Genomic DNA, 12,745 nt, shown 5'->3' with positions numbered 1-12,745 from the left:
TCAGCGGCCCTCCTTGCTGTCGGCGCGGGCAACGAGATAGTCGACCAGCCGGGTCTGCGGAATGGTGATGGCGATGAACAGGATGCAGACGACCGTGACGGACGACAGGTTGTAATAGTTCGCGGAATAGATCTTGGCCTGGGTGAAGGCATCGACGATGCCGACGATGTTGACCAGCGCCGTATCCTTCTGAAGCGCAATGAAATTGCCGAGCATGGGACCGGCGATGCGGCGCATCGCCTGCGGCAGCACGATGAGGCGCAACACAGCGTCGGACGGGATGCCGAGCGACTGGGCGGCGGAAATCTGGCTGTGATGAATGCCGTTGAGGCCGGCGCGGAACTGCTCGCCATTATAGGCCGCATAGGTGAGCGAGAGCGCGACGATGGCGTAGAGCATCGGATCGCCGTTGCTGATCACCGGAATGCCCATAAGCGGCACGCCGAAGCAGACGAGATAGATGATGACGATGGCCGGCAGGCTGCGGAAGATATCGACATAGAGGACGCAGACCGCACGCACCAGCGCAAAACTCGACCCCTGCAGGGAACGACCGATAGCCAGCAGCAGCCCGAGCAGCATCGACAGGATCTGGGCGGCGATCGCGATCGAGATATTGGCGCCGAAAGCCTTGGTAACATCGACCAGGCTGGCGAGGATGACATCGCCGCGCAGGAAAGTTTTGTAGACCACAGCGTCATTGATGGTGAGGAAAGTGGCGATGGCGAGCACGGGCAGCAGGAAACCGCCGACGCCCATCGCCGTGAAGGCATGGTGGCGCGCATGGGCGGCTGCCACACGGGCAGCAACGTGATCGCCGGCCGTCCAGGCCTCGCCGGACCGGCTGCGGGCGGCAAGCGCCCGGCGGATCGGCACGGCAAGCACGAGGGCGATGCAAAGTGCTCCTAGCGCCGCACCCGGCAGTCGCGCATTCTCGCCGATTAGCGCGGCGGCGCTGCTGCCGGCGAGCAATGCGATGCCGACCGAGGCCGCCGCGAGCGCGACAGCCATGGCCAGCGGCCAGACGGTTGGCAGGGGCGGCGTCTGGCGGGCTGCCCCGCCCGCCGCCGCTGCCGAAAGCGAATCGCCCATGGTCTTTACCATCGTCATTCGGTGGACCACTCCGCAATGGTGGAGACCGGCGCGCCGAGGATCGGCGCCAGCCACTTGACCTCGATGCCTTCAAGCGAGCCGTCGGCGCGCATATCCGCGAGGATCTGGTCGGTGGGCGCGACGTTCTTCGAGCCCTTCGGGAACAGGATCGCCACATCGCCGCCGACCGGATAGCGCCCAAAGACTTTTAGCGCACCGTTCGAGGCCGTTGCACGCGGCAATGCCGTTTCGGTATCGGCCAGCGCCGCGTCGATCTGGTTGGCCATCAGCGCCGCCCACATGTCGTCGTTGGATTGGAAGATGCGCAGGTCCCCGGTGAGCTTCAGCTTCTCGCGCACGAACTTCTCCTGCACCGAGCCGAGCAACACGCCGATGCGCTTGGCGCCCAGCGTCTCGGCGGTGACGTCGCTGCCGGCCTTGGCGATCACGCCCGTATCGGTGAAGCGATAGCTGCCGGAGAAATCGACGGATTTCTTGCGCTCCTCGGTCGGGAACAGGTCCCAGATCGACATGTCGAAATCGGTCCCCTTGCCTGTCACCAGCGACTCGAAGGAGGCGTTTTTCACGACGATCTTGCCAAGGCCGCCGCGATTGGCGATTTCCGCGCCAAGACAATAGAGATAGCCGCCGTCGACGGTTTCGGGCGTATTGCCCTGGTAGGCCTGCGGCGAGGGCAGCGGCACGGCGATGGTCAGCACGCCCTCCTGCGCCGGCGTCAAGGCATGTTTGGCGGCGTCAGCGCGCAACTCGCAACGGCCGAAAGCGCCGTCTGCCGCCATGGCCGGAACCGCGGCAAACAGAACCACGGTGGCCAGCAGCGTCTTGATGGATACCTTGCTCATTCTTTGTTCTCCCCTCAGGATCGAGCGTTCATGCTGGTATCGATGCGCCGAACCCGGAAATCCGGATTCGGCCTGGCAAATGCGTCAAACAAGCGACGCCACGACAATTGGCACGCCGTTTTCCGGCGTGGAGGCGAAATCGCCGATAGAATATTCCGCGCCCAGAACCTCGACCACGCGCAGCCGCTCGTCGCCGGCCGCAATCGTCGCGCCGAGCGAGACGCTGCCGCGGCCGACCTTGCGTTCGGTCAACTTGTAATCCTTGATCGTGTTGCGGCTGATGATGTCGAAAGACTGGAAGCCCGGCCCGTTGACCTCCGGTACCGCCCGCACCTGGTAATGCGGGAAGAGTTGCAGGTCGGCCCAGGCCTCGCGGCTGACGGACGGGTCGAAATCGACGGCGATCTCAAGCATCACATCGTCGTAGAGCGAGGTCCGGCCGCGCATGCCGGTTTCCGTCGCTTCCAGTTCGATGCGGGCGAAATGCTTGGGATAGCCCCACAATTCCCGCCCGCCGGCGACGGTGGTGTGCTTGTCCTCATATTCGAAATAATAGGTGCCGCCGACATGCTCGCCGTAGCGGATCGGCAGGATGATCGCCGCATCGAAATAGGTGCGGCCGGAATTGTTGCCGAAATCGGCGATCGACACGACGAAACGGTCATCTGCCAGTTCGAAGGGCAGCGGCTCCAGCAGCCGCTCCATCTGTGCGCGCTCACCGCGGCAATAGACTGAAAGCGTCTTCAGGCCGGGGCAGGCATAGGTGACGTTTCCCGGTCCGAAACGCAGGAAATTCCAGAATTGTAGCGGGTCGTATTGTTTCATTTCGCTCACTGTCGTTCAGATTCTTGTTGCACTGACATTTCAGATCAATTTTTCATCGCTGTCAAGCAACCCAATCGATGCTGATTTTGAATCAGGTCGCAACTGATTGTTTTCACGGTTATATTTTATGTCTCTCACGGTCTGAACTTTTGCAAAGCGCTCTGGTAACCCAGTACCGGCATCGGGGAAAACCGCTTGACGTGTCAAAAACCTGCGCTATCACATTCACTTGTATGAATTTTTGTGAATATTTTTTCATCTGACCCTATCATCTCCCTCCCATCATCTCCTTACAGTGCCGAGGACCGCCATGACCCGCATTCCGCTCCACAATGCCAACAACATGCCGCTCCAGGCGCCGCTGATCCCGGATCCCTTCGTGCCCTATGAATGCCCGGGCAATCGCAGCCTCAACGCCATCTGCCAGGGCGATCCGGCAATCCTCGGCCAATATCTGGAGAACACACCGTTCACGCTCGCCGGCGACCGGTTCCTGGTCTACGTTTCGGACTTCACCAACTGCCGCAAGGCGCCCTTCATGGATGCCGGCATCGTCATCCCGGTGCGTTTTGGCGACCACGAGGGCGGCTACTTCCTCTTCGAATACGAGGACAACGACGCTGCCATCGCCGCCGGCCGCGATCTCTGGGGTTACCCGAAAAAATTCGGCACAATCGAACTGACCGAACGCGCGGGCGGCGCAACGGCAAGCGTCGTCCGCCATGGCGTTCCGCTGATCACCATCGACTGCACCTTCGACGGCACGCAAGCCGCGCCGCTGAAGACCACGCCGCATCTGAACATTCACATCCAGCCGGCGCCCGACGGAAAGATCTTCAACAAGCGGGTGATCGCCCGCGACACGTCGCCGGATTTTCAGATGACCTCCTGCCGCTGGGGCGCGGCCGCGGTCTCGCTCGGTGCCCTCGCCACCGATCCGCTCTCGCCGCTGGGGCCGGTGCAGGTTCTGGCCGCCAATTATGTGATCGGCGATTTCTTCGCCACCGAGCAGAACGGCTGGGGCAGGACCATCGCCGACCTAGTCGTCAACGGCGTTCCGGCACGAGAGATTTGACATGAGCGATGATACGATGAACGGCGCACTGCTTCTGGTCGGCTGCGGCAATATGGGGCGGGCGATGCTGCAAGGCTGGCTGGCGGCCGGATTCGTCCGTCCCGACGCCGTGCATGTAGTCGAGCCGGTGGAGGCGCTGCGCGCCGAGGCCGGCGCGCTCGGCGTCAGAACCCATGCTTTGGCCGAGGCGCTGGACGCCAGTTTCAGGCCGACGACCGTCGTACTAGCAGTGAAGCCGCAGGTCATGGCGGCGGTGCTGCCGGCCTACCGGCCCCATGTGGCGGAGAGCGTCGTCGTCAGCATCGCCGCCGGTATCCAGCTCGCGACGATAGAGGCTGACCTTGGCGAGATCGCGGCGATCAGGGCAATGCCGAACACGCCGGCGGCGATCGGCAAGGGCTCAACGGTCGTCTTCGCCAACGACCGCGTGAGCCCGCAGCAGGCTGCACAGGTGACAAGGCTTCTCTCCACCGGCGGCGCAGTGCACCACGTCGACCATGAGGCGCTGATCGACGCGGCCACCGCCATATCCGGTTCAGGCTCGGCCTATGTGTTCCATTTCATCGAAGGCCTGGCCGAGGCAGGCACGCAGCTCGGTCTCTCGCCGCGAACGGCCCTGGCGCTTGCAAGGGAAACCGTTTTTGGCGCCGGCGCGCTAGCCATGGCGGCGGACACTCCGCCTGCTGAACTGCGCCGACAAGTCACCAGCCCCGGCGGCACCACCGAAGCGGCCCTAAGCGTGCTCACCGAAAACGATGCTCTGTACATTCTACTGAGCCAAGCTGCGAACGCTGGTTATCGCCGCGCTGTCGAGCTTGCGAAACTGGGGGAAAGTTGAATGCTGCCATGGTCGAGGAAACCCCGGCCGCAAGCCACAACATGTCGCGGCCCTGCGACGACAGTTCCGCATCGGCCAGGACACGGCGCCGATCGAGACGCAGGGTCACGCCGAGGAACGCGTCATGCGCGGCGGACAAAGACAAGCCCTCGCCGTCGCACCATTAAACGACGGATGGCGGAATTTCTGAGCGATCGTCCCTTCAAATTCGCCGGCGAGAAATCGCCGCCTTCTCTGTATTGCATAGCAAAGCGCGCCCCGAGGAGGTTGGCTTTGGCCGCCCGAAGGGCGCGATTTCGAGTGCGAGCCTGCTCGGCTCCCTGCAAATGCGCATCGACCTGCAATCCGACTTCACCAGCGCTCTGATGGAGAGCATCGATAAAGGCGTCGGGCGCCTTGTCGACGCTGACATGAACGAAGCATCGGCGCGCCTGAAAGCTACTCAAGCATAGGAGCAATTGGCGATACAGTCGCTGCAGATAGTCAACACAAGCGCCGCCAACGTGCTGTCGCTGTTCCGATAGGGGCGGATTTAGCCTTAAGCTGCGGAACGACTTTCCAAACCGAGCGTTATTTGACCGGGCTCCGTTCCCTTCCCCCGGAGCCCGTTTACACAGCACACTCCTGGCCCCCGTCGTCGCCTTTCGGGGCCATTTTCTATGAGTGAATGGGAAAGAAGAAACGCCCCGGACTTAGGTCTGGTGCGCCGCCGAAGGGCGCAGCCTACTGACCTTGCGTGACTCACCTACCCGGCCGCGCCAGTGACCGGGCAATGTCGATGATGTCGTCCCTGGCCGCGGTCGGGTCTTCTTTATTCCAGGCAACCCCGAGCCCGATCTTCAGATCGACGCCGCGCACGGGCCGAAGTTCGAAGTTGCGGTTCGGCAGATCCTTCGTCCATTCCGGCGCAAAGCCGATACCGAGCCCCGCTGAGACGAGCGACACCAGCGAGAAGGTGTCGTCGCAGCTGTAGGCAATGTTGCCGGTCAGACCATGGGTCTCGAACATCTCGGAGAAATAGCGCTCCGAGTAGGAGAGGTTCTGACGGGAAAAGGCGATGATCTTCTCTGAACGCAGATCCTCGATATCGACCTCGCTGCGAAGGGCAAGCGGACGCGTCTTTTCGACGGCCAGCAGATAGCGCTCATGCGCGATCGAGAAGAAGCGCAAGGATCCGATGTTCTCGACCGGACGGATAAAGCCGAGATTGATCTGACCGTTCTCTAGTCCACGAATGATGTCGCTGGTGGACCCGCTTCTCACATGCAGTGCCACGTCAGGAAACTTCCGGCCGATACGGGCCAGGAACGCCGGCAGCACGCCGGTCGTTGCCGGATACACTGTCCCGATCTTGATCGTGCGGGCCGCCTTGCCGGCGACCGACCGCGCCACCTCCGCCGACATCCCGACATCACCAATGATCCGGACCGCCCGATCGTAGAACACCTCCCCTGCCCGCGTCAGCTCGACCCTGCGCGTCGACCGCTCCAGCAGCCGAACACCGAGCTCCTTCTCCAGCGCCTGGATGTGGGAACTCAACGCCGGCTGGGCGATGCACATCCGCGCAGCCGCCCGATTGAAGTGCAGCTCCTCTGCCACGGCAACGAAGAACGAGAGTTGGCGCAGTTCCATGTCGTGCTCCGCGCTTAATGCGAGCAACTCGATCGCCGTGTCTTCAGCGACGCCTTGCCTTGCTAAAAACGATAGGCGCGGCAGGTCGCACGCTCGCGCGCGCTCCTTTGGCTCGCTATAGTCCGAATAGAATCACCTCTAAGCGCAATGCGCTCCGAGGTTGTAAATACTCACCAAAATTCGCCACGTCAAGGCGAAATCGATATGGAGAGGCGATTTTGTTGCCGGTTCAATGCAGAATGGCTCGCACGGCTCTTCAGATGAGCGTCAAGGAGCTTGCTGAGGCAGCGACAGTCTCCACCAACACGATCGTGCGTTTCGAACGCGGCGAAGAGCTTAAACCTCGCACGGTTGCTGACATTCGTTCTGTCTTGGAAAACGCCGGCATAGCATTCATCGACGGCGACTACGCAGGAAGTGGTGGGCCTGGCGTGCGACTGAGCAAATAGTGCCGCTCTCCCGAACGACAGCATTCCAGTCGATACATTATGCGATCCGAAAGGCACATAACAAGAACATCGGATCTGTTTGCAGAGCAAAGCGCGGAAGGCGCCAAGCTACTTGAAAGGCTTCTAACCCTCCGTCAACTTATTGCAGAAACCTCGCGCAGCCACTCAATGAACAGCCGCCCACTTTCCTTTTTTGGCTTCCTCGCCGGCACTACAACAAAATAGGCCGCCCTGGTGCGGATGGACGCTTCGGTAAGGCGGACCAAGCGGGTTTGCTGGATAAGGTCGGCGACCAGACGATTCCAACCGAGCGCAATGCCTTGCCCGTTCATTGCGGCATAAATGGCCTCCGTGTAGAAGCTGGATCGTAGGCCGCGGGCCTTTTTCGGCGCTTTCACGGAAAAGGCCGCAAGCCATTCGTCCCAACCTGTCCAGGTCGGGTCGTCAATATCGCTCGTAATTAGTGGATGACCGACAAGATCTTGCGGTGTGCGGATCGGGTCGACCGTGAGTAGATAATCCCTCGCCGAGTGCTTGCTTCTGTCCGCAGTCGGAGCTTTGCCGCTGCTCTATGGGGTCTGCTGAGGACCGGTTGGCCAATCTAGAACGGCGCAGTCACCGCGTGCTGCTGATCGCATAACGGCCTAACCCATCCATCGTCCCGGCGAAGGGACCTTGCTGCGGAGGGCTGATGGCTGTGCCCGTCCGAAAGCCTGTCTTGTCGTCTCCTCCGATCAAGCCGCCAGGGCTGGCGCTCCCTTATGAGCGATGAAGATGGTTCGGTCCCTGAGCATGCGATGCAACACCACCGCCAGCTTGCGGGCCAGCGCGACGCGCGCCTTTCTCGGACCGGCACGTCTGGCGACGGCCAACGCCAGCCCTTCAGATCGGAACCTTTGACCGGTCGCGTCAGGACCTCGTAGAGCACGGTTCGCACGCTGCCATCGCCGATCTTCGAAATGCGACCGCTATGATCGGTCTCGCCCGATTGATATTTCTTCGGCGTCAATCCGAAATGTGGCTCGACCGCCCGCGACGATCGGAATCGCTCCGGTCCATCGACGGCCGCGACAAACGTCAGCGCCACCAGGACGCCAACGCCTGGCGTCGTCATCAACCGAAGTGCGTTGTCGACCTGACGGGCGATGGCACGCAGCTTGCGCTCAAACCCTGCAAATTCGTGCACAAGCGCGTCGCGCACCTTCAAGAGTGCCGTGGCGATAGCTTCCAAGGTCAAATGGCCTGCAATCAGCGCGCGGATGCGCCCCGCGAAAGTGCGCCGCGTCGTCGGCCCGACCTTGAGGCCGAAGCCGCGCACTGCCGGGATTGTGCGAGGCAGTTTGATGTCGGCATGCACCGTTCGGCGCTCGATCGAAGCGCCACGATTGCCAGCACCTACGGCATGGTGGAATGCCGGCCACGGATATCCCGCCCACAGCATTCGGCGCGGAGCCGCCCGCTGAATAATTGGAAGGACGGAGGTTGGGTGGCCGTCGGGATCGCAGCCAGAGCACCTTTCAGCGGCCCGACAGGCATGCAGCAAGCGACGGACCGAGCGAAGGCGTCATGCGGGCGCGACTGTGCCATCAGCCGCCGGCGCCTGAGAAAGAAGGAGACAAAACCGTGTTTTCGGCTGTTAGACCTCGCCAGCCCGGATCATGGAGAAGTAGTCGTCGCCTCCAACCTGACCGCCCTTGAGCGCAATCTGCAGGCCGTCCGCCGGGCCGCCATGGGCAATGCATAGCGGAGAGCCGGGCGTTTGCGGCAGTGGCATTTTCAGCGTGAGGGCGGAAATGCCCATTTCGCCGAGCGCATGGCTGGACGTGTCGCCACCGGCCACCACCGCGCGGGAAAGGCCGGTGCGCGAAACGAGTTCGGCCTGGATATGGCCGAGCGCCCGGCCAAGCCGATGCGCGCGCCCTTGAATGAATCCAGCTCGCCGCCGCGATCGGCGGACGGCCCCATCGCCGTGTAAAGAGCGACGCTTCGGCCGCTCTCGAGCACGCTCAGACCGGCTTCGACCGCCGTTCCGATTGCGGCTGCGCTGCCGTCACCGGACAGGGCGAGCGGGTCAAGCTGCAACCGAAGCCGTTGGTCAGTGCATGGCAAATTTGCCGCTCGGTCGTGGGGAGGCACACCCGCAATTTGTGATCGACGAACAGCCGCACGATGAGCACCGTCAGCGCTTGGCGGGTCTCCTCCGGCAACTCCGGCCGTCCCTTTGGACAGCGCCTCATGGACGTGAACGAGCCGCCCCGACCAGGATGCCACAGATACAAAAGCTCGCGAACCTCGGTCCGTGGGCATACCTTGTGCTCCAATTCGAGCGGCCGCTCTCGTTTTTTCGAGAGAAAAAGCTGCCGGTCTGTTCACGGCCCCAATTAACACGCTCGCCCCTATCCTTCGCCTTGAAAGGAATCGAACCGCCGACAGCCAAAAGAATTGGCGTAGGATTCACTCGTCGCCGTGCTCAAAGGGCCATATCTGGGCACCGTGCAGAATGCGCAGAATGCGAACACAGTCGACTGTCACCGTGTAGGCGGCGATGTAGGGAGTGCGCGGAATTACCAACTCCCGCGTTCCCTCAATTCGACCAGGGCGGCCGCTTTCGGGAAAGTCGAGGAGACGCCGAACTGCATGCGCAATCTCCTCGTCGACGTGCACCGCCGCTTTCGGGTTTTCACTTTCAATGTAGCTGAAGATAGCGTCTCGATCGTCAAGCGCATACTGCGCCCAGACAAGCCTCATCGGTCGCCAGCCCCGGCCTTACGCGGAGCTGCCGCCCGGCGCTCGCGAAAGCGAGCCTCAGCATCCGCATCCTCGTAATCAGGTCGCGTATCCTCGAGAGCCTCCAACACTTTGGCGCGGAACCAGGCATCGTGGGCGTCACTGCTACCGACCATCTCGAGCGGTAATGAGCCTTCGTTCGCCGTTCGCGTCAGAAGGATACGAACAGCATCCGAGACAGTCAGCCCCATGTTTTGCAGGACAGCCGTGGCGCGGTCCTTGATGTCAGCATCAATCCGCGTCTGGACCAGTGCATTTGCAGCCATGACAAATCTCCTTCACAAGGCCAATGTAATGCACCTGCATGACAAAATCCAGTATCATCGCGAATGGTGAGACTTCGGAGTTTAGCCGCTTCCCTACGATACATTATGCGATCGCAGAGGCACGAAACGGAACATCGACTGAACAAAATTGTCGCCTTGATGTCAGAGAACCGATCGTGCCGATTTGCCTCTCTTGCCCGACAGCGAAAACTTGCCGGACAAGAGATTATTGAATGCTCTATGGCTTGCCGCGTTGTGAGAGAAGCTTGCCGCCGAACGCCCAATTGTCGTCGCTGACGTCATTGAAGACGATGCTGACGGTTCCGGGCGTGCACCCACAATGCTCGACCAGGGCACGTGTAACGGCCTCGGCCGTTTTCTGCTTTTGCTCGACGGTACGACCTTCAGACAGGTCAATTCTTATCCAGGGCATGGTGGTTTCCTTTCCAGAAATGGTTGATGGATCAAAAAGTCGCGGTTGATGGCGTACCGGGCGGAATCGCTAATCTCGCTCCATTGCCAATTCCTTGGCTCGCGCCGCTGCTGCAATGGTTTGCCCTATGATGCGTGGCATAGCCGCCGCCTGCTCGAACACGGCCAACCCCGCTGCAGTGGTGCCGCCGGGACTTGCGACCGCATGCTTGAGTTCGAGCGATGATCGCGGGTCTTCGTCGAGGAGCCCGGCCGCACCAACGATGACCTGGCGCGCGAACCTGTCGGCCGTTTCCTTTGAAAAGCCTATTTGTTCGGCCGCCTCCTGCAGATGTTGCGCGAATGAGAAGACGTATCCCGGTCCGCTGCCGGTGATCGCTGTTGCAACGTCGATCTCGTTTTCCGATCTCAACCAATGGAAGTGTCCTACAGCCCCGAAACCGACCTCGACAAACTCTTGATCCTCGGACGATATCGCGCCGTCGGCATATCCGACGCTGATAGCCTTGCGTACGATCGCCGCGAGATTTGGCATCACCCGCACCAACCGTGAATTCACTGCAGCGCCCTGTCGCAGCGAAGCAAGCGATGTTCCCGCGGCGATCGATATGATCAACGATGATTGCAGATTTGCCCGGGCACTGAAGAGGGCCTCAACCGCGTCACCTGGTTTGACCGCTACAACACAGACATCAAATTGCTCAGCGCCCAGTGCAAGGCTGTCGCCGACAATTCTGGTGTCGAGTTGCCCTCCCAAAAGCTTCCTCGCCTTGTCTTCATCTGAATCGACCACGGTCAGGGAGAGGTTCGCCATCAGCCCGTTAAGGGCAAGTGCGATTGCCGATCCCATGTTGCCGCAGCCAATCAGCAGTACAGAGCACCGTTTCGATAAAAGCGACACGATCTTTGGACTCCAGGGTTTGTGAAACTCCTCGTCGCTTCCGCAAACGATCTGCGGAAGCGACGTATGCAAGAGGTGGTACTCCGGTCGCTACTTCTCTCCCCAATGGCCGATCAAGCGATACTCAGCGGGACGGTTGCGGCGCATCCAGATGGCGCGACTGATGCCGAGCGCCAGAACGACGAGATTGATCGCGGGCAGAATCCAGTTGATCGCACCCTCCCGCCCGGTGAACATCGGTATGTTGATGAGCACATAGAAGACGACGACGGCGAGCGCGACAGCGGAGATAGCCGGAGCGATCTTGCCTTCCCACATCGAGACGCCGCGGCCGTCGCGCCAGAAGAACGCGAGAATAGATATCGCGGTCAGCAGTTCCATGGCCGGAATACTGACCGCAACCGGCACGCTTCCGACGACGAAGAGATCGAGGTATGGATCGAGCCCCTGCCAGGCGCAGTACAAAAGCACGATGGCGCTGAAGGCGGTGTGGCTCAGGCTCGCCACCCAGGCCGAGCCGCTATCCTTCGATTTCCTTGCAAAAACGGGATTGATGGCGCGGTCCCGACCGAGTGCATAAAGATAGCGAGCGGTGGCGTTGTGGAAGGCGAGAATGGATGCAAACCAACTGCCGACGACGAGCAGCGTGATGACCTCGGCAAAGCTGGCGCCGACATACTGGCTCGCGGCCATGGTGAACATTTCGGTCGGCTTCTCGTTGGCAACGGCGACAGCCGTGCTGCCGAAACCTTGCACGATGGCCCAGGTGACGATGGCCTGAAACACCGCGATCAGGGCAATGGAAGCGAAGGTCGCCTTGCGCACGGTCGCCACGGGATCGCGCACATCCTCTCGAAAAAGCGCCGTGGCCTCGAAGCCGGCAAAGGCAGCAAAAACAACGAGCAGAACAACGCCGATTTCACCGCCGGTAATCGTATCCGGTCGAAACGGCTGGAGCGATAGCCCCTCTGCACCGCCCGCAACGACGATGCCGGTCGAAAGCACAAGCAGTACGGCAACTTCGACCAGCATGATGACGCCGAGAACACGGATATTCAGTTCGACATTCAAGACGCCGAGAACACCCATGGCCGTCAACGCCCCGAACGCCCATGGCTCCCAGGAGGTTTGCACGCCCGTCATCGAGGCCATGGCCTGGCTTGCGAAGACGGCGAAGGGGCCGATCGCTCCCGTTGCCGCGATCGCATAGGCAAGCACGGCCACGAAGGCGGTACCGAGGCCGAGTGGACGCCCGAGGCCGGCGGCAATGTAGGAAAAGAGAGCGCCTGCGTTCGGCACGAAGCGCGTCATCGCGGTGTAGCCGACAGCGAAGATCGCTAGGAAGGCGCCGACCACCAGAAACATGCCGGCAGTTCCGATGCCGCCCCGTCCGATCGCCAGCGGCGTCGAACCGACGGCAAAGCCCAGAGGCGCCGCCGCCGCGACCACAAAGAAAACCACGTCTTTGGCGCCCAGCCGCCCTCCTCCAGCGCGGGTCGTTGTATTAGTCAAGCTCTGCGCCCCCGGTCCGGGTTCTTCCGACGAGTATGTGTTGGTCATAACGTTCCCCTTTTTGTTGCTATTT

The 12,745-nt window shown here is 61.3% G+C and carries 13 protein-coding genes and 3 pseudogenes; 4 read left to right on the top strand and 12 right to left on the bottom strand.

The features are described 5' to 3' along the window. From ACN9MO_RS32610 to ACN9MO_RS32600, 3 genes are all read right to left on the bottom strand, one after another. Positions 1-1,110 carry an amino acid ABC transporter permease gene (locus tag ACN9MO_RS32610; RefSeq protein ID WP_425988453.1) on the bottom strand — a complete coding sequence of 370 codons (1,110 nt, stop codon included), beginning with the start codon at positions 1,108-1,110 and terminating at the stop codon, positions 1-3. Further along, positions 1,107-1,955, bottom strand: a complete 849-nt coding sequence (locus tag ACN9MO_RS32605; protein ID WP_425988450.1) for an ABC transporter substrate-binding protein — start codon at positions 1,953-1,955, stop codon at positions 1,107-1,109. The genes ACN9MO_RS32610 and ACN9MO_RS32605 overlap by 4 nt, the downstream gene beginning before the upstream one ends. Positions 1,956-2,039: 84 nt before the next feature. Further along, on the bottom strand, positions 2,040-2,780 hold the full coding sequence (locus tag ACN9MO_RS32600) for an acetoacetate decarboxylase family protein (protein WP_425988447.1): 741 nt from the start codon (positions 2,778-2,780) through the stop codon (positions 2,040-2,042). Between the two features lie 310 nt (positions 2,781-3,090). Here ACN9MO_RS32600 and ACN9MO_RS32595 point away from each other — a divergent pair, with 310 nt between their 5' ends. The 3 genes and pseudogenes from ACN9MO_RS32595 to ACN9MO_RS32585 all read left to right on the top strand — a co-directional run. Next, entirely contained in the window at positions 3,091-3,855 is a 765-nt protein-coding gene (locus tag ACN9MO_RS32595; RefSeq protein WP_425988444.1) for an acetoacetate decarboxylase family protein, read from the top strand. Positions 3,856-3,871: 16 nt separating this feature from the next. Further along, a complete protein-coding gene (proC, locus tag ACN9MO_RS32590; protein WP_425989376.1) occupies positions 3,872-4,693 on the top strand; it encodes a pyrroline-5-carboxylate reductase in 822 nt (273 codons plus the stop codon). Positions 4,694-4,989: 296 nt separating this feature from the next. Beyond that, positions 4,990-5,217, top strand: a pseudogene (locus tag ACN9MO_RS32585) (flagellin); the annotation flags it as partial. Positions 5,218-5,434: 217 nt separating this feature from the next. Here the strand turns inward: ACN9MO_RS32585 and ACN9MO_RS32580 are convergent. Continuing rightward, positions 5,435-6,325, bottom strand: a complete 891-nt coding sequence (locus tag ACN9MO_RS32580) for a LysR family transcriptional regulator (RefSeq protein WP_425988441.1) — start codon at positions 6,323-6,325, stop codon at positions 5,435-5,437. Positions 6,326-6,564: 239 nt separating this feature from the next. Between ACN9MO_RS32580 and ACN9MO_RS32575 the strand changes: the two genes are divergently transcribed. Then, a complete protein-coding gene (locus tag ACN9MO_RS32575) occupies positions 6,565-6,774 on the top strand; it encodes a helix-turn-helix domain-containing protein (RefSeq protein WP_192495032.1) in 210 nt (69 codons plus the stop codon). A 134-nt stretch (positions 6,775-6,908) separates the two neighbouring features. Here the strand turns inward: ACN9MO_RS32575 and ACN9MO_RS32570 are convergent, their stop codons facing one another. The 8 genes and pseudogenes from ACN9MO_RS32570 to ACN9MO_RS32535 all read right to left on the bottom strand — a co-directional run bounded on the left by ACN9MO_RS32570 (position 6,909) and on the right by ACN9MO_RS32535 (position 12,720). Then, positions 6,909-7,271 (bottom strand): LysR substrate-binding domain-containing protein, encoded by a 363-nt coding sequence (locus tag ACN9MO_RS32570; RefSeq protein WP_425989373.1) that lies wholly within the window; start codon positions 7,269-7,271, stop codon positions 6,909-6,911. Positions 7,272-7,508: 237 nt separating this feature from the next. Further along, a pseudogene (locus ACN9MO_RS32565) lies at positions 7,509-8,092 on the bottom strand (transposase); the annotation flags it as partial. Positions 8,093-8,410: 318 nt separating this feature from the next. Further along, positions 8,411-8,903, bottom strand: a pseudogene (locus ACN9MO_RS32560) (nucleotide-binding domain containing protein); the annotation flags it as partial. Between the two features lie 325 nt (positions 8,904-9,228). Further along, positions 9,229-9,522, bottom strand: a complete 294-nt coding sequence (locus tag ACN9MO_RS32555; protein WP_425988437.1) for a type II toxin-antitoxin system RelE/ParE family toxin — start codon at positions 9,520-9,522, stop codon at positions 9,229-9,231. After that, positions 9,519-9,827, bottom strand: coding sequence for a type II toxin-antitoxin system RelB/DinJ family antitoxin (locus ACN9MO_RS32550; protein ID WP_425988434.1), 309 nt, complete (start codon positions 9,825-9,827; stop codon positions 9,519-9,521). The genes ACN9MO_RS32555 and ACN9MO_RS32550 overlap by 4 nt, the downstream gene beginning before the upstream one ends. Before the next feature lie 238 nt (positions 9,828-10,065). Next, positions 10,066-10,260, bottom strand: a complete 195-nt coding sequence (locus ACN9MO_RS32545) for a 4-oxalocrotonate tautomerase (RefSeq protein WP_425988431.1) — start codon at positions 10,258-10,260, stop codon at positions 10,066-10,068. A 69-nt stretch (positions 10,261-10,329) separates the two neighbouring features. Then, positions 10,330-11,232: a pyrroline-5-carboxylate reductase family protein gene (locus ACN9MO_RS32540; RefSeq protein WP_425988428.1), complete on the bottom strand. Its 903-nt coding sequence runs from the start codon at positions 11,230-11,232 to the stop codon at positions 10,330-10,332. An 18-nt stretch (positions 11,233-11,250) separates the two neighbouring features. Beyond that, positions 11,251-12,720 (bottom strand): APC family permease, encoded by a 1,470-nt coding sequence (locus tag ACN9MO_RS32535; RefSeq protein WP_425988425.1) that lies wholly within the window; start codon positions 12,718-12,720, stop codon positions 11,251-11,253. Between the last annotated feature and the right edge of the window lie 25 nt (positions 12,721-12,745).

It is taken from the genome of Ensifer sp. R-19, from assembly GCF_049905105.1.
Lineage (GTDB): Bacteria > Pseudomonadota > Alphaproteobacteria > Rhizobiales > Rhizobiaceae > Ensifer.
Note: the sequence above shows the minus strand (reverse complement) of the source record. Positions and strands in the feature narration are given on the sequence as shown.

Excerpts from the sequence above, each read along its gene's own strand:
- ACN9MO_RS32610 (WP_425988453.1), bottom strand. The coding sequence starts at position 1,110 with ATGACGATGGTAAAGACCATGGGCGATTCGCTTTCGGCAGCGGCGGCG.
- ACN9MO_RS32605 (WP_425988450.1), bottom strand. The coding sequence starts at position 1,955 with ATGAGCAAGGTATCCATCAAGACGCTGCTGGCCACCGTGGTTCTGTTT.
- ACN9MO_RS32600 (WP_425988447.1), bottom strand. The coding sequence starts at position 2,780 with ATGAAACAATACGACCCGCTACAATTCTGGAATTTCCTGCGTTTCGGA.
- ACN9MO_RS32595 (WP_425988444.1), top strand. The coding sequence starts at position 3,091 with ATGACCCGCATTCCGCTCCACAATGCCAACAACATGCCGCTCCAGGCG.
- proC (WP_425989376.1), top strand. The coding sequence starts at position 3,872 with ATGAACGGCGCACTGCTTCTGGTCGGCTGCGGCAATATGGGGCGGGCG.
- ACN9MO_RS32580 (WP_425988441.1), bottom strand. The coding sequence starts at position 6,325 with ATGGAACTGCGCCAACTCTCGTTCTTCGTTGCCGTGGCAGAGGAGCTG.
- ACN9MO_RS32575 (WP_192495032.1), top strand. The coding sequence starts at position 6,565 with ATGGCTCGCACGGCTCTTCAGATGAGCGTCAAGGAGCTTGCTGAGGCA.
- ACN9MO_RS32555 (WP_425988437.1), bottom strand. The coding sequence starts at position 9,522 with ATGAGGCTTGTCTGGGCGCAGTATGCGCTTGACGATCGAGACGCTATC.
- ACN9MO_RS32550 (WP_425988434.1), bottom strand. The coding sequence starts at position 9,827 with ATGGCTGCAAATGCACTGGTCCAGACGCGGATTGATGCTGACATCAAG.
- ACN9MO_RS32545 (WP_425988431.1), bottom strand. The coding sequence starts at position 10,260 with ATGCCCTGGATAAGAATTGACCTGTCTGAAGGTCGTACCGTCGAGCAA.
- ACN9MO_RS32535 (WP_425988425.1), bottom strand. The coding sequence starts at position 12,720 with ATGACCAACACATACTCGTCGGAAGAACCCGGACCGGGGGCGCAGAGC.